We start from the raw sequence: 15,801 nt of genomic DNA, 5'->3' as shown, positions 1-15,801 counted from the left end.
GCGCCCCGCGCCCCGCGCCCCGCGCCCCGCGCCGATGATCGTGCTCGATCCTGGTTGTAGTGGTATCCCTCGGGCCCGATGCCACTACAACCAGGATGTTGCGGCGCTATCGGCCGCAGCAACCAAGCCAACACCGCGCTCACAACCCGCGCTCACAACCCGCGCAACTTCCGGGAAACTGCTGCCTCCCGCCGGACTGAGACAGCAGTTTCCCCGAAAGTGCGCGGATCTTGACGCTCAGCGGCCCAGGAAGGGAGGCGGGATCGTTGTCGAGGTCGCGGGCGGTGGGTCACCCCGATCGGGGGAGGGTGGGTCACCCTGGGTGGCGGCAGGGTCGACGTCGGCGGGCCTCCGGCTGCGGCCGTCGCCCGGTCCGCCGTCGACGCACCGGAGGAGGGGCAGATGGCGATCTCGACGATCACCCGTACCGACCAGGACATCCAGTCGGCCGTGCTCGACGAGCTGACCTGGGAACCGCGGGTGCAGCCACACGAGATCGGCGTGACCGTCGCCGAGGGCGTCGTCACGCTGACCGGCCGGGTGGACAGCTACGCGAAGAAGTGGGCCGCCGAGCGGGCCACGCACCGGGTCGCCCGCGTCCGGGCGGTCGCGAACGACCTGGCCGTACGGTTGCCGGGGAACGCCGAACGCGCGGACCCGGACCTGGCTGCCGCCGCTGGGCACGCGCTGGAGTGGGATGCGTTCGTGCCCGTCGAGAAGCTTCAGGTCACCGTCTCGTCCGGCTGGGTGACGCTGCACGGCGAGGTCGAGTGGGAGTACCAGCGCCGGGCCGCCGAGCACTCGGTCGCCCGGCTGACCGGTGTACGCGGAGTGAGCAACGGCATCACGGTTCGCCCGGCGGCCCCGCCGGACGGCGAGAACCTGGCCGAGCGCATCGTCGACGCGCTGGCCCGGGCCGGGGCGACCGAGGCCGAGCGGGTCAGCGTCCGGGTGCACGGCGACACGGCGGTGCTCGCCGGCCTGGTGCACTCGATGCCGGAGCGGGCCGAGGTGGAGCAGGCGGCGTGGTCCGCCCCGGGTATCCGGGAGGTGCAGAACCACATCGCGGTCGCCCCGGTGCTCGGCTGAGCGCGCGACCTCGAGCGCGCGACCTCGAGCGCGCGACCTCGAGCGCGCGACCTCGAGCGCGCGACCTCGAGCGCGCGGAACCACCCGCTAGACCTGAGCGCGAAACCACCCGGGGTGGGTGAGCCGGCCTCACCCACCCCGGGAGCAGGCTCGGGGCATGAGTGATCCGAACGGGCTGATCCAACCGGGGCGTGCCGCGCCCGGCTTCACCCTGGCGGGCACGCCGGACGGGCGCCAGACCGGACCCGAGCAGTTCCGTGGCCGACCGGTCGTACTCGCCTTCTACCCCGCCGACTGGAGCCCGGTCTGCGGTGACCAGATGTCGCTGTACCAGGCCGCGGCACCAGAGTTCGACCGGTACCGCGCGGTGGTGCTCGGCCTGTCGGTGGACAGCATCTGGTCGCACCGGGCGTTCGCGGAGAGCCGGGGCATCGAGTTTCCGCTGCTGTCCGACTTCGAACCCAAGGGCCAGGTGGCCCGCCAGTACGGCGCGTACACCCCGGCGGGCGAGGCGGCCCGGGCGCTGGTGGTGCTCGATTCGGCCGGGACGGTGGCCTGGAGCTACCTTTCTCCGCCCGAGGTCAACCCGGGGGCCGACGGCATCTTCGACGCGCTGGACCGGCTCCCCGCCGATCGACAGGTGGTGGCCGGATGAGCACGCCACTGCAGGTCACGGCCCGGCTCCGCGACCCGGTTACGGACGAGGACCACGTCCGGGGGCCGGCCGACGCGCCGGTGACGGTCGTCGAGTACGGCGATTTCCAGTGCCAGTTCTGCGGCGCCGCGTACCCGAACCTGAGTGAACTGCTGCGGCAACGGGCCGACACGGTACGGCTGGTCTACCGCTACTTCCCGATCGCGAACGTGCACCCGTACGCCGAGCGTGCCGCCGAGACGGCCGAGGCCGCCGGGGTCCGGGGCCGGTTCTGGGAGCTGCACGACTGGCTCTACGAGCACCAGGACCAACTGGACCCGGTGCACCTCTCGCTCGGTGTCGAGCAGCTCGGGTTGCCGCCGGACGAGCTGAACGCCGAGGTCGACCGCCGGGTGCACGCCGACCGGGTACGCCGGGACTTCACCGGTGGCATCCGCAGCGGGGTGAACGGCACGCCGACCCTCTTCGTCAACGAGGTCCGCCACGAGGGCGGATTCGACCTGCCCGACCTGTTGGCCGCCGTGGACGCCGCAGCCAACGCCTGACCCGGCGACCGCCGGGTCGCCGCCGACCAGAGCCGTCGCAGCTCAGAGCAACCGCAGCTCGCGCGCCCGCCGGACCGCTTCGCGCCGGCGGGTCGCGTCGAGCTTGCGGTAGATGTTGCGTACGTGGGTCTTCACCGTGTTGACCGAGAGCGACAACTCGCTGGCGATCTCCACGTTGGACAGGATGCTCTGCAGGTACCGCAGGATGGTCAGCTCCCGCTCGGTGAGCGGCTCGTCGAGCGTGCCGCTCGGCTCGGTCGGCGGCCGTGTCGAGGGCTGCTCGGCCCCCCGCGCCAGGTCGCTGACCAGCGCGAAGTGGGCGGTGCCCGCGTCCAGGTGCGCGGCCAGCAGATCCCGTACCGGTGGTTCGGCGCGGGTGAACACCCGACGGCAGCCCTGCGGGCCGGCCAGGTCGAGCACCTGCTCCAGGATCCGGCCGGCCCGGCGCCCGTCTCCGCTCCGCTCGGCCAGCACCGCGTCCAGCAGCCCGGCGTCCAGGCGTACCGGCAGGGGCCATTCCGTGGCGGACGGCGCCTGCCAGTCCGGCAGTGCCCGCCCGGCGGCCCCGGCGTCGCCGGCCCGCAGCTCCACCCGGGCCATCGCCACGGCGAGCGCCGGGGCGGACCCGCCGGCGAGCAGGTCGCGGGCAACGTCCAGGTCACCCCGCTCGGCCCGCAGCTCCGCTTCGGCGGCCCGCAACAGGCCCGCCAGCTCGGCGGCGGCCGGTAGGTCGGTCAGCGACTCGCGGGCCCGGACCAGCAGCCGCTGGCCGGCGGCCGGGTCACCGGCGTCGCGGTGCAGCTGGGCGCGGCACAGCGCGGCCACCGCCGCCGCCACCGGCTCGCCGTCCGGGACTGCCGGCCGGTCGTCGCCGGACCGCACCTCGGCGGAGCTGGCCGGGACGGCGAGGGCCAGGTTCGCCGCGACCTCCTCCGGCTGGTCGCGGTGCAGCGCCACCACGGCCAGAGCGAGGTACGCGTAACCGCAGTCGACGCGGCAGGACCAGCCCCGGCAGGGCGGCATCCCGAGCGCGTCCCGGGCCGTCTGCTCGGCGGCGCGCAGCTCGCCGCTCATCGCCAGCAGCAACGCGGAGCGGCTCGCGCCGACCAGCTCGGTGCGGGGTCGCCGGGCCTCCCGGGCCGCCGTCCGGGCCCGGACGAACCGAGCACCGGGCAGCCCACCTTCGGCCAGCTCGACCAACCCCAGCGCCGTGCCGGTGAACGCCCGCAGGTCCGCGTCCTCGGCGACGCTGCCCCAGCCGGCGGTCGGCGCGGGATCGGGTGTCCCGGTCGGCGCTGCCTCGGCCGGGCGGGTTCGCAGCAGCCGGGCCGCGGCGGCCCGAACCTCCGCCGGGTCGCCCCCGAGTCGGGCCAGGGTCAGCTCCAGCGCGGTGGTCAACCGCAGGAAACGGTCCCGGCGCGGCACCGGCAGACCGCCCGCGTATCCAGCGGCGGTACGCAGGTGACCGGCGGCCGCCGGCAGGTCGCCCGCGTACGCCCGTTCGGCGGCGCACGCCAGCGCCACCTCGGGATCAGCGCTGATCACCTCCGGCGGAGGAGACGCGGGAGCCGGGCCGCGCACCGGGCTCGGGTCGTACCGGGTCAGCTCCGGCCAGTGCGCGACGAACAGGTCACCCGCGAGATCCCAACGGCCGGCGGCCAGTGCGTGCCGAAGCCCGTCGGCCGGCCGGCCGTCGCCCGCGTACCAGTCCGCCGCCCGTACGTGCAGCTCGCGCACGTCGTCGGCGGGTAGTCGGCCCAGCTCGGCCCGCAGCAGGTCGGCCAGCAGCGGGTGGCAGCGGTACCAGGGCGGGCGGGTGTCCTCCCGGTGCAGCAGGCCGCCGGCCCCGGCCAGGTCGTCCAGCGCCCGCCCGGCGTCGGCGCGGCCGGTCACCGCCTGGGCCAGGTCGGCGCAGATCGTCTCAACGAGAGCGGTACGGCGCAGCAGGTCCCGGTCGGCCGGGTCGATCGAGGCGAGCACCTCCTCGTGCAGGTAACCGGCGACGTCCGGTTGGTCACCGCCGAACTGCTCCACCCAGCGCTCCGGGTCGGGTTGCCCGCGCAGCGCCAGCGCGGCGATCCGCAGCGCCGCCGGCCAGCCACCGGTCCGTTCACGCAGTCGGTGCAGGGCGGCGGCCGGCAGCGGGGCACCGTGCGCGGTGAGCAGGTCGGCGACCTCGTCGTCGGTGAACGCCAGCTCGTCGGGGCCGATCTCGGTCAGGTCACCGGCGAGCCGGAGCCGGTGCAGGGCCAGGGGCAGCCCGGCCCGGGCCCCGACCACCAGGTGCAGCCGCTGTTCGGTGTGCCGGAGCAGGAACTCCAGCCCGGTCAGCGCCGCCGGGTCGGCCACCCGGTGCAGGTCGTCCAGGACCAGCAGCACCGGTCGGTCCGCTGCGGCGAGCGCGGCGGCCAGCAGTTCCAGCTGGTCGGGGCGCGGCGGCCGGTCGGGCACCGGTGCCGCCGGTCCGTCGTCCGTCGGCCCGGTCGCCGCGCGCAGCGCCGCCGCGAGGTACGCCCAGAGCCGGCCGCCGTCGTCGCCGACCTCCACCGACAGCCACGCCGGCCCCGGGCCGCCCTCCGGCACGGCCAGCCCCGAGCCAACCTGCCGCAGGGCCGGCGTCAGGCCCGCCTCGGGCGCTGCCGCCCCTGAGCCAGCAGCCTCGGGCGCAGCCGGCCCCGGGCTGGTGGTGGCCAGCCGGACCCAGGTCGCCAGAAGCGTGGTCTTGCCCCAGCCGGCGGGTGCGGTGACCAGGGTGACCGGTCCCGCGCTGCCCTCGTCGAGCCGACGCAGCAGGCGAGCCCGGGCCACCACCGGCTCGGCCGGGACGGCCGGGGTCAGCCGGGACGCCAACAGCGGCGGTCCGGGCGGGTTCTCCAGTGCCGTGCCGACCCACGCGTGCTCCTGCTGTTCCGCCACCCGGCCCCCCGTCGACGCGTTCCTTCCCCCGGTCGGCGAGCGGTTACCCGACGCTGGCCGCTTCACCCCTTCCGGGCGAGCCGGCTTCACCCGGTCCCACCCGACGATCGGGGGACGTGGACCGAGAGGACGGGTGGGGACCGATGGGACGGCTGGCGCGGGTGGGATCCGCCCTCGGCGGCGCGACGGTGGCCGGGGCGACACGGCTGCTCCGCGTACCCCGAAGGCGGGGTCCGCTCCGCGCGGACGGTGACCCCGCCGAGCCGGCCCGGTGGGAGGTCGTGACGGTGGATCGGCCGCCGGAGCAGGTGCTCCCCGGCGGGCGGTGGCCTGAGCCGCTGCGCCGCCTGGACGGCACGGTCGAGGTGCGGGTCCGCCCGGCGCCCGGAGACCGGGGCACCGAGCTCGCCGCCCGCCCCTTGGCCGGCGGCACCCCGCCCGTCGGGCTGGCCGCGCACCTCGTCGGCGACGATCCCGGGCTGCTGGTCCGCCGGACGCTGCGGCAGGTCAAGCAGCGCGTCGAGGCCGGCGAGGTGCTGCGGGCCGACCGGTCCGCGCTGGACCGCCCTGAGTGCCACGGGTGAGGGCGCTCTGCTGGGTGGCCGCCGACGAGTTGGCGGTACGCCAGGTGCCCGACCCGGAGCTGCGCAACGAGCGGGACGTCATCGTCCGGGTCCGGCGCAGCGCCACCTGCGGCGGGGACCTGCCGCTGCTGGCCGGGCGGGACCCGCTGCTCGCCGTCGGTGACGTGCTCGGGACGGAGTTCCTGGGCGACGTGGTCGAGGTGGGCCCCGCGGTCCGCAGGCACAGGGTGGGTGACCGGGTGGTGGTTGGCGCGAGCGTCGCCTGCGGTGGCTGCTGGTACTGCCGCCAGGGCCGGCACTCCTGCTGCGACAACGGCAGCACCGACCCGCCGGGCACCGATCCGGGCTGGGGACGCTCGGACGCCGGTTGCTTCGGTCGGCCCCGGGCGGCGGGTGGGTTCGCTGGTGGTCATGCCGAGTACGTGCGGGTGCCGTACGCCGATGTGGGCGCGTTCCGGGTGCCGGACGCGGTGGGCGACGACCGAGCGCTGTTCGCCGCCGACGCCGCGCCGACCGGGTGGCTGGCGGCCGAGCTGGGCGACGTGCGGCCCGGTGACGTGGTGGCGATCTGGGGCGCCGGTGCGGTGGGCCAGTTGGCCGCCCGGGCCGCGGTGCTGCGCGACGCCGCCCGGGTGATCGTCGTGGACCAGCACGAGGAGCGCCTACGGATGGCCGAACAGCACGCCGGCGCGGAGCCGCTGAACTACCGCCGGACCGACGTCTCGGCCGAGCTGCGCGACCGCAGCGGTGGACGCGGGCCGGACGTGTGCGTGGTGGCGGGCGGCGCGTCGGCGGCGCCGCGTACGCTCGCCGACCGGTTCGGCGGACGGACCGCCGACCGCCCCGACGCGCTGCGCGAGGCGGTGTACGCCTGCCGCAAGGGTGGCGTGGTGGTGGTCCTCGGTGGACCGGACGGGTTCGTCGAGACGTTCCCCCTGGGCACGGTGACCGACAAGCGGCTCACGCTGCGCGGGGCGCGTCGGGCGGACCTGCGGCAGGTGCCGATGCTGCTCGACCGGATGGCGCGCGACGAGTTGCGTACCGAGCATCTGGCCACGCACCGTCTGCCGTTGGAGCACGGCCCGCAGGGGTACGCGCTGTTCCGGGATCGGGCCGACGGGTGTGTCCGGGCCGTGTTCACCCCGTGACTCCCCGCCACTGATCGACTTCGGGCGATGGCGGGTGGCAGACTCACCGGATGGTTGCAGAGCGGACGTACGACGTGGTGCTGTTCGGCGCCACCGGGTTCACCGGCGGGCTGACCGCCGAATACCTGGCCCGGCACGCGCCGCCCGAGCTGCGGTGGGCGCTGGCCGGCCGCAACGCGGAGCGCCTCGCCGCCGTCCGGGACCGGCTCGCCACGATCGACCCGGCGCTGGCCGGGCTGCCGCTGCTCACCGCCGATGTGACCGACGCCGACTCGCTGAGCGCGGTGGCGGAGAGCGCCCGGGTGGTGGCCAGCACGGTCGGGCCGTACATCCACCATGGGGAGCCGTTGGTCGCGGCCTGCGCCCGGGCCGGCACCGACTACCTCGACATCACCGGCGAACCGGAGTTCGTCGACCTCATGTACGTCCGCCACCAGGCCGAGGCGACGCGCACCGGCGCGCGGCTGGTGCACGCCTGCGGGTTCGACTCGATCCCGCACGACCTTGGCGTCTGGTTCACCGTCAAGCAGTTGCCCGCCGACGCCCCGATCACCGTGGACGGTTACGTCCGGGCCGGCGGGCGGTTCTCGGCCGGCACGTACCACTCCGCGCTCACCGCGTTCTCCCGCAGCGGGCACGCCAGCCGGGCCGCCCGGGACCGGCGGGCGGTCGAGCCGCGCCCCACCGACCGCCGGGTGCGGGCGGTGCCCGGTCGGCTGGCCCGCTCGGCGGAGCTGGGCATCTGGACCGTGCCGCTGCCCACCATCGACCCGCAGATCGTGCGCCGCTCGGCGGCGGCCCGCCCGGAGTACGGCCCGGACTTCCGCTACCGGCACTTCGCCGCGGTCAAGCGGCTGCCCACCGTGCTGGCCAGTGCCGCCGGGCTCGGCGCGCTGGTCGGGCTGGTGAAGGTGCCGCCGGCCCGGCGCTGGCTGCTCGGCCGGCTCGCCTCCGGGCAGGGGCCCACCGAGCAGCAGCGGGCTGAGTCCTGGTTCCGGGTCCGGTTCGTCGGCACCGGCGGCGGTCGGCGGGTGTTCACCGAGGTGGCCGGCGGCGACCCCGGCTACACCGAGACGGCGAAGATGCTCGGTGAGTCGGCGCTCTGCCTGGCGCTGGACGACCTGCCGCCGACCGCCGGCCAGCTCACCCCGGTGGCCGCGATGGGCGACGCGCTGCTCGACCGGCTCGTCCGGGCCGGAATCACCTTCCGGGTGCTGAAGCAGGACACGGCGACACCGGCGGCTTGACCCTCGACCCGGTCGAGGGGGCAGGATGCCCGGCGTGGAGAGCGACCTGCACAGCATCGGCGAGCTGGCCCGGGCCAGTGGCCTGACCGTCAGCGCGCTGCGCTTCTACGACTCCGCGGGCGTGCTGCAGCCGGCCCTGGTCGACCCGGTGACCGGCTACCGCTGGTACGCCGACGAGCAGATCGCCCCCGCCCGCCTGGTGGCCGGGCTGCGCCGCGTCGGTATGCCGGTGCCGGAGATCGCCGCGGCGGTACGCGCCGAGCCGGCGGAGGTGCACCGACTGCTCGACACGCACCTACGCCGACTCGTCGACGGTCTCGCCGACGCCCAGCGCGAGGTGGCCCGGCTCCGGGCACTGGTCGACCCGGTGCCGGCGGCGGCCACCACGTTGCTGCTCTCCCCCGCCGAGCTGGCCGCCGCCGTCGAGGCGGTGCGCTTCGCCGTGGGCGTCGACCCGGAGCTGCCGATGCTCTCCGGGGTGCTGCTCGACGTGGAACCGGACGGCGTCCGGCTGGTCGCCACCGACCGGCACCGGCTCGCGCTGGCCCGGGCCGCGGCGGACGTCGACGGTCCCCCGGTGCGGGCGTACCTCCCGGTGGACCTGATCGACCAGCTCCGCGCCCTGCTCGACGCCGCCGACGTCCGGCCGGTGCGGTTGACCGTGTCGGGCGCGGACCTGCGGATCACGGTGGCCGACCGGACGGTGACCGGCACCGCCCTGCCGTACGACTTCCCCGACTACCGCCGGTTGTTGCGCGAGGCCCTCGGTGAGCCGCCGGCCACGTACCGGATCCCGGTGGACGTGGCGGCGCTGCGCGCCGCGCTGACGGACCCGGCTGCGCCCACGGTGGCCCGCGACCACGGCGGTACGCCACTGGCGGTCACCGTGCTCGGCCTGGACAACCAGGGTGGGCTGCGCCTGCTCCCCGGCGACGACGACCTGCCCGCCGACCTGCCGACCGACCTGCCGGCGGAGCGCGAGCAGGCCGACGGGCTGCGGGTCGGGGTGAACGGCGCCTACCTGCTGGACGCGCTGGACGCGGCCGGCGGGTCGCAGCTCGTGCTGGAGTTGGACGGGCCGATCGCCCCGCTGGCCGTCCGCCGCACGGACGACGTGGACACCTTCTCGGTGCTGATGCCGATCCGGCTCTGACGGGCTCGTGCTCCCCGTCCCGGGCCGACGGGGGCGCGACGGTAGCATCTGTGGGTCTAACTGACCCCGGACGGAGGCGTACGGAGCAGCATGCTCGACATGGACTTGATCCGGAAGGATCGCGAGGCGGTGGCGACCGCGCTGGCGAAGCGACTGGATCCCGCCGAGGTCGAACGGGCCCTGGACGAGATTCAGCGGCTCGACCAGGAGCGGCGCGCCCTGATCACGGAGATCGATGCGGAGCGGCAGCGCCGCAAGGCGGAGGCCCGGGCGTACGCGCAGGCGAAGCGCGCCGGCACCGAGCCGCAGGTCTCCGCGCCGGACGCGGAGCGTAAGCAGCTCGCCGACCTGGAGTCCCAGTCGGACGAGGTGCAGGCCCGGCTGCGCGACGCGATGAGCGAGCTGCCCAACCTGCCCAGCGACGACGTCCTGCCCGGCGGCAAGGAGGCCAACCGGGTCGTCAAGACCTTCGGCGAGCCGCCGGCCATCGAGAAGGTCCGGGACCACGTCGAGCTGTCCCGCGCGCTGGGCCTGGTCGACTACGAGCGCGGCGTCAAGCTCGGCGGCTCCGGCTTCTGGATCTACACGGGGGTCGGCGCCCGGCTGGAGTGGGCGCTGCTCAACTTCTTCATCGACCGGCACATCGCCGCCGGGTACGAGTTCCTCCTCCCGCCGCACCTGCTGCTGGACTCGGCCGGCTTCGCCGCCGGGCAGTTCCCGAAGTTCTACGACGACGTCTACCACCTGGACAGGGAATCGGCCCCGCGCGGGCAGTTCCTGCTGCCCACCTCGGAGACGGCGATCCTCGGCGCGTACCAGGACGAGATCCTGGAGACCGCGAAGCTGCCGCTGCGGGCCTTCGCGTACACCCCGTGCTACCGGCGGGAGTCGGCCGGCTCGCACTCAGACGAGCGCGGCACGGTGCGTGGCCACCAGTTCAACAAGGTGGAGATCTTCCAGTTCACCCTGCCCGAGCAGGCGGACGCCGCCCTGGAGCAGATGCTCGCCCACGCCGAGAGCCTGGTCGAGGCGTTGGGCCTGCACTACCAGCGCACGCTGCTCTCCGCCGGTGACGCCAGCGCGTCGATGAAGAAGACCCTCGACATCGAGGTGTGGATGCCGAGCACCGGCAAGTACAAGGAGGTCTCGTCGGTCTCCTGGGCCGGCGACTACCAGGCCCGCCGGGCGGCCATCCGCTACCGGGAGCCGGGCAGCAAGCAGACCCGCTTCGTGCACACCCTCAACGGGTCTGCGCTGGCCACCAGCCGGCTCTTCCCGGCCATCATCGAGCAGTTCCAGCAGCCCGACGGCTCAGTCCTGATCCCCGAGGTCCTCCAGGACCGAATGGGCACCGACCGCCTAACCCCCCGCTGACCCGCCCTACCCGCCCTACCTCGTCGAACCCCGCCCTACCCCGTCGATCTTGCAGTTTCGGTCTCCGGAACGTGGCGCTCCGCGGCTTTTGCCCGGGCAGCAACTGCAAGATCGCGGGGGCGGGGAGCGCGGGGGCCGGGAGCGCGGGGGCCGGGAGCGCGGGGGGCGCGGGGGCGGCGGGTCAGGGCCGCCGTGAGCATTAGGGCCACCAGGGTTGCTGCCAGGACTGTCGGGTTCAGGGCGTCCGCGAGGGCGTGTTGCACCTGGGCTGCCGCGCGGACGACGGGATCGCGCAGGGCGTCCCGTCGACCGGCGGCCAGGCGTAGCTCGTACCAGCCGTACCAGGCGACGTAGCCGCCGGCGACCAGCAGCACCAGGCCACTGAGCCGGGGCACCCACGCGCCAGCGCCGCGCAGCCGGGCCACCAGGCCGTCGCGCAGCAGCGCCACGCCGAGCGCGGCCACCGCGACCACCAGCCCCATCCCGAGGGCGTACGCGCCGAACAGGGCCAGCCCCTCACCGGTCGAGCCGGCCTGGAGGCTGGTCACCACGATGGCCAGGAACGGTGCGATGGCGCAACCGAGCGAGGCCAACGCGTACACCGCGCCGAACAGCGCCATCGACGGCCAGGACCGGGTCAACCGGGGTGCCCGGGTGGACCAGCCGGGGGTCGGCAGTCGTCGACCGGCGAGCAGCCAGCAACCGGCCAACACCAGCAGCAGCCCGAGGGCCACGGTCAGCCACGGCAGCCGGGGCCGCAGCCAACCGGCCAGCGGTGCGAGCGCCAGGCCGAAGGCGCCGAAGACCAGCACGTACCCCAGGGTCAACCCCGCCGCCGCGGTGAGCGCGCGGCCGACCGCGCCGCGGGTGTCCGCGGCCCCGGCGACCAACAGCGAGAGGTACGCGGGCAGCAACGCGAAGCCGCACGGGTTGACCGCGCCGAGCATGCCGGCGGTCAGCGCGAGCAGCAGCGGGCCGGTCACGCCCTGGCCAGCTCGGCGACCCGGGCGCTGAGTGCCTCACCGTCCAGGAATCCCTGGTGGACGACCTTGCCGGACCGGTCGATGATCACGAAGATGCTCTGTTCGGTCACTGTGAACCGCTTCCAGAGCACGCCCTTGCTGTCGTCGATCTGCGGCGTCCCGCCGAGATCGAACTCGGTGACGAACTCCTTCATGGCCCGCTGCTCGCCCAGCCCGGCGACGCCGACGATCGGCACGGCGTCCCGGTACTTCGGCGCGATCTCGGCGACCGTCCACGCCTGACTGGCGCAGGTGGCGCACCAGGGCGCCCAGAACCACAGCACGACGGGCCGGCCGGCGAGCTGCGTCGCGTCGAACGCGGCGCCGGTGAGGGTGGTCCCGGTGAAGCGCAGCGTGTCCGGCACCGGGGCGGCAGCGGCCGTGGGCGCGCCGGTCCCGGTGGAGGCCGCCGGGGAGCTGGGCGCGGTGGGGGCCGACAGGGAGCTGGGCGCGGTGGGGGTCGCGCCGACGGCGGCGGCGTCGGGCGGCGCCGTGCCGGTGCAGGCCGTCAGGGCGAACAGGGCGGCGACGAGCGCCCCGACGATGGCGGCCCGAGGCGGACACCCACCCGTTGTTCGCCTGATCCGCATCCGCTTCTCCGTTCGACAGGTAAGGGTGGGTGCCGGTCCTACTCGGCCTTGGCGAGGCGCAGCGCCAGCTCCGGGCAGACCTTCACCGCCTTGAGCGCGCCCTCCCGCAGCCAGGTCGGTACGGGGGTGGGCGGGAAGGCCGGGAACCCGTTGCCGTCGAGCCGGATGAAGTCCGGCACCACGTGCGCGCAGAGCCCGTGCCCGTCGCAGCGCGACCAGTCGAGGGTCAGCTTCTGCGGGTTGGCGTCGGGCGCGCCCGGCAGCCCCATCACGCCCTTGACCCGCCGGCCGCAGCCGTCGCCGGTGCTGTGCAGACGCAGGTCGTCGACGAAGACCTCGATCGCGGAGAGGGCGAACCGGGCGGTGCCGTCCGGGTGGCTGCACGCGCCCCGGCCCTTCACGTCACCGGCGGCGGCTCGTACCACGTCGGCTGGCTGACTGCCGGCGACCGCCAGGTCCACCGCGCGGGCCAGGTCCGGCAGGCCCATCTTGCACGGCCCGCACTGGCCGGCGGACTCGCCGGCCAGGTAGCGCACCACCTGCGCGGCCTCGCCCAGTGGGCAGGTGTCGACGCCGAGCGGGATGATGATGCCCGCGCCGAGGGTGCCGCCGACCGCGGCCAGGCCCTTGCGGGAGACCTCGGCCCGGTCCGCCGCCGCCGGGCTGATCCACTTTCCGTGGTAGCCGCCCACCAGGATGCCCGGCCCGTCGGGCACCTCGCACAGGTCGAGGATCTCGCGCAGCGGGGTCCCGGCGGCGCACTCCACGACGGCGGGGCGGGCCGCCGCGCCGGTCACGGTGAGCAGCAGGGTGCCCGGCTCGTCGTCGGTGCCGAGCGCCGCGTACTCGTACGGGCCGAGCCGGGCCGCGACGGCGAGTTGGGCGTACGTCTCGGCGTTGGACAGCAGGGTGGGCAGGCCGCCGACACCGGAGTCGCTGGAGCGCTTCTTGGTGCCGGGTGGAATGTGCGGCAACCCGTTGATCCCGTTGACCAACGCGCCACCCTCACCGGAGATGAACCGGTGCGGCACGGTGACGATGGTGGCCGGCACCGGCATCCGGCGTTCCGCCAGCGCCTCCATCAGCGACTCCCGACCGATCCCGTCGTCGGCCACGCCGATCACGATCTCCTCGGCGTCCAGCGCGTACGCGGCCAGCGCCGCGCCGTCCAGGATCAGGTGCGGGGCGCGGGTCAGGAGCACCTTGTCCTTCCAACTGGCCGGCTCCCCCTCGCTGGCGTTGACCACGACCACCGCGGCGAGGTCCTGCCGCTCGCAGGACTCCAACACCGCGCGCAGCTTGCGGGCGAACGGGAAGCCGGCACCGCCCTTGCCCTTGAGCTGCATGCCCTCGGCGAGCCCGAGCAGTTGGGCCGGCTCCATCGGGCCGAGCGGCCCGTGCACGTCCTCGTGGGCGGCGAGGTCCAGCCGGCCGAACTCGGCGAAGCCAGCGGTCAGCCGGGGTTCGCCCACGCAGGCGACCGGTGGCACGGTCGTCCGCATCACTTCGCCTCACCCCGCAGCCCAGCCCAGTACGCCCCGTCGACCGCGTCCGCGCTGGCCTTGCGGCGCTTGGCCGACCGGCCCTCACCCGCCGCCCGCCGCGCTCGCCGGGACGCCAGGTCGACCAGGGTGGGGGTGTCGTCGACCGGCGGCGGCGTCTCCTCGGGCACGTACCGAGCCGGCGGGCGCCAGTAGTCCGGCTCCTCCGGCTGGTCGTCCTCGACACTGTGCCGACCGCTGCCGCTGCGTGGCGCTGCCGAGATCGGCCCTGCGGAAATCGGCTCGGCGGAGATTGGACCGGCCGAGATCGGCTCGCCGGACCGCCAGCGACGGGGGCTGTCCCACGGCTCCTCAGGCTCGTCGTACGCCTGCTGCGGCGGCGCCGAGTACCGACTCTCGGACTCCTCCCGCCGGGAACGGCGGGTCGACCGCTCCTCGCCGCGCCGGCGGGCGATCGGCTCGAACTCGTCCTCGTCGCGCCGGCGGGCGATCGGCTCGAACTCCTCCTCGCCGCGCCGGCGGGCGATCGGCTCGAAGTCGTCCTTGTCGCGCCGGCGGGCTTCCGTCGCGGCTCGGCGGCTCGACCGGCGGCTCGCCGGCTCCCGCTCGTCGCGCCGGTCGCGCGCGGCCCGCGCCGCCTCCCGTCGGGCCGCCGGCTCCTCGTCGCGGCGACGGCGGGAGGGCCGGACCGGTTCGGTGAGCGAGCCCGGCTCGGGCACCACCGGGACGGTGAACCGCTCGGGGTCGCCCCGCCGGGCACCGACCGGCGTGGTCCAGGTGCTGGTGGTGGCCGACGCCCAGGCGGGACGCTTGTCCTCGCTGGCGTTCTGGCGCCGGCCCCGTCCGGCCAACAGCGATCGACCGCGGCCCTCCTCGCCGGCCCGGCCGGCCATCGCCTTGTTCAGCACGGCGGCCTGGTGCTGCTCGCGGCTGCGGCGGCCGATGGTGACCGAGAGCCGGACCAGCAGCGCGAACACCACCAGCAGGATGCAGCCGAAATAGCTGAGCACCACCCAGGAGCTCGCGGCCCGACCGGCGTTGAGGCCGTGCAGCAGGGAGAACGGCCATGAGAGGTACGCCAGCGAGTGCAGTGAGCGCCACAGCCACTTCGGACCGACGCCGGCGAAGCGGGCCCGGATGATGCCGGTCCAGATCACGCTGACCATCAGCAGGGCGGCCACCGTGCCGAGCCCGACGTAGAGGCCGCCGCCGCCGAGGAACGGCACCACCGCGTCGGTCGGCGCCGCCCGTCCGGTGGCAATCTTGGTGAGGACGTGGAAGACCAGCCCGGCCACGGCCAGCACGCCGGTGGCCCGGTGCGCCGACTGCAACAGCACCCGGTGCGAGATGCGCAGCACCAGCCGGTCGGTGGCGAGCAGGCCGAGCATCACGGTGAGGGTCATCGCCACCAGGGCGACCACGCCGGCGAAGAACTCGGTGAAGAAGAAGCCGTACGCGTACGCCGTCTGGCCGGCGCCGGTCAGCATGATCGCCGCCCAGAGCGCGGCGAGCAGCGAGGCGATCAGCATGGCGGTCGCGGACCGCGACGGTGTGCGTACCCCTCGACTGCTCTCGCTGGTCCGGACGTCGGCCGCCTTCTGGTTCTGCTTTGCCCGGGCCATCTGCTCCTCGATCGTCTCGCGGCGGCGCGCCACCGGCCGACCCCTGCTCCGCCAGTCAGTACGGACCGGCGGCGCACGCGGATCACCTGACGATGGAAATTTCTGGGCCGGATCGAACCGAGCCGCACCGGCACGCGTGTAGCGGGGGTTCGGGAGCTCCGCCGTCCCGCCCTGGGCCTACTGTTTCGGGTCCTTTGCTCTGCTTCACTCGGCGCAACACTGGAAGCGCTCTCTCGTTGCGTCCGTTGAAGCAGAGCAAAGGACGTGAACCTGAGTCGGTCCGCCTGGGGCCTACGGGCACTTTCTGGGCTGGATTAGGCGGGACTTCGGCACTCGACGGAACAGGCAGTCATG

General features: G+C 74.9%; 13 protein-coding genes. 8 read left to right on the top strand and 5 right to left on the bottom strand.

The genetic code is table 11. The features are described 5' to 3' along the window. Positions 1 to 402 precede the first annotated feature (402 nt). From V6V47_RS17300 to V6V47_RS17290, 3 genes are all read left to right on the top strand, one after another. Positions 403 to 1,089, top strand: a complete 687-nt coding sequence (locus V6V47_RS17300) for a BON domain-containing protein (RefSeq protein ID WP_334629274.1) — start codon at positions 403 to 405, stop codon at positions 1,087 to 1,089. 157 nt (positions 1,090 to 1,246) lie between these two features. Next, positions 1,247 to 1,744, top strand: a complete 498-nt coding sequence (locus V6V47_RS17295; RefSeq protein ID WP_334629273.1) for a redoxin domain-containing protein — start codon at positions 1,247 to 1,249, stop codon at positions 1,742 to 1,744. Then, complete coding sequence (locus tag V6V47_RS17290; RefSeq protein ID WP_334629272.1) at positions 1,741 to 2,289, top strand: DsbA family protein; 549 nt, start codon at positions 1,741 to 1,743, stop codon at positions 2,287 to 2,289. Before V6V47_RS17295 ends, V6V47_RS17290 begins: the two co-directional genes overlap by 4 nt. Before the next feature lie 42 nt (positions 2,290 to 2,331). On the opposite strand, the gene V6V47_RS17285 is transcribed toward V6V47_RS17290, so the two are convergent. Next, on the bottom strand, positions 2,332 to 5,271 hold the full coding sequence (locus V6V47_RS17285) for a LuxR C-terminal-related transcriptional regulator (protein WP_442934250.1): 2,940 nt from the start codon (positions 5,269 to 5,271) through the stop codon (positions 2,332 to 2,334). A 77-nt stretch (positions 5,272 to 5,348) separates the two neighbouring features. On the opposite strand from V6V47_RS17285, the gene V6V47_RS17280 reads away from it, so the two are divergent. The 5 genes from V6V47_RS17280 to serS all read left to right on the top strand — a co-directional run bounded on the left by V6V47_RS17280 (position 5,349) and on the right by serS (position 10,711). Further along, entirely contained in the window at positions 5,349 to 5,789 is a 441-nt protein-coding gene (locus V6V47_RS17280; RefSeq protein ID WP_334629270.1) for a hypothetical protein, read from the top strand. Further along, positions 5,786 to 6,937 carry an alcohol dehydrogenase catalytic domain-containing protein gene (locus V6V47_RS17275; RefSeq protein WP_334629282.1) on the top strand — a complete coding sequence of 384 codons (1,152 nt, stop codon included), beginning with the start codon at positions 5,786 to 5,788 and terminating at the stop codon, positions 6,935 to 6,937. The genes V6V47_RS17280 and V6V47_RS17275 overlap by 4 nt, the downstream gene beginning before the upstream one ends. A gap of 50 nt (positions 6,938 to 6,987) precedes the next feature. Then, positions 6,988 to 8,184, top strand: a complete 1,197-nt coding sequence (locus tag V6V47_RS17270) for a saccharopine dehydrogenase family protein (RefSeq protein WP_334629269.1) — start codon at positions 6,988 to 6,990, stop codon at positions 8,182 to 8,184. A gap of 25 nt (positions 8,185 to 8,209) precedes the next feature. Further along, positions 8,210 to 9,337, top strand: a complete 1,128-nt coding sequence (locus tag V6V47_RS17265; RefSeq protein WP_334629268.1) for a DNA polymerase III subunit beta family protein — start codon at positions 8,210 to 8,212, stop codon at positions 9,335 to 9,337. 90 nt (positions 9,338 to 9,427) lie between these two features. Further along, complete coding sequence (gene serS / locus V6V47_RS17260) at positions 9,428 to 10,711, top strand: serine--tRNA ligase (protein ID WP_334629267.1); 1,284 nt, start codon at positions 9,428 to 9,430, stop codon at positions 10,709 to 10,711. A 35-nt stretch (positions 10,712 to 10,746) separates the two neighbouring features. On the opposite strand, the gene V6V47_RS17255 is transcribed toward serS, so the two are convergent. Genes V6V47_RS17255 through V6V47_RS17240 form a run of 4 tightly spaced genes read right to left on the bottom strand, consistent with a single transcriptional unit; the run spans position 10,747 to position 15,480 of the window. Beyond that, entirely contained in the window at positions 10,747 to 11,694 is a 948-nt protein-coding gene (locus tag V6V47_RS17255) for a cytochrome c biogenesis CcdA family protein (protein ID WP_334629266.1), read from the bottom strand. Then, positions 11,691 to 12,323 (bottom strand): redoxin domain-containing protein, encoded by a 633-nt coding sequence (locus tag V6V47_RS17250; RefSeq protein ID WP_334629265.1) that lies wholly within the window; start codon positions 12,321 to 12,323, stop codon positions 11,691 to 11,693. The genes V6V47_RS17255 and V6V47_RS17250 overlap by 4 nt, the downstream gene beginning before the upstream one ends. Positions 12,324 to 12,361: 38 nt before the next feature. Then, a complete protein-coding gene (locus V6V47_RS17245; RefSeq protein WP_442934246.1) occupies positions 12,362 to 13,828 on the bottom strand; it encodes an NADH-ubiquinone oxidoreductase-F iron-sulfur binding region domain-containing protein in 1,467 nt (488 codons plus the stop codon). After that, positions 13,825 to 15,480, bottom strand: a complete 1,656-nt coding sequence (locus tag V6V47_RS17240; protein WP_334629263.1) for a ferric reductase-like transmembrane domain-containing protein — start codon at positions 15,478 to 15,480, stop codon at positions 13,825 to 13,827. Before V6V47_RS17240 ends, V6V47_RS17245 begins: the two co-directional genes overlap by 4 nt. Positions 15,481 to 15,801: the final 321 nt, after the last annotated feature.

The organism is Micromonospora sp. CPCC 205539, from assembly GCF_036906815.1.
Taxonomy (GTDB): Bacteria; Actinomycetota; Actinomycetes; order Mycobacteriales; family Micromonosporaceae; genus Micromonospora.
This window is presented reverse-complemented; position numbering and strand designations above follow the sequence as displayed.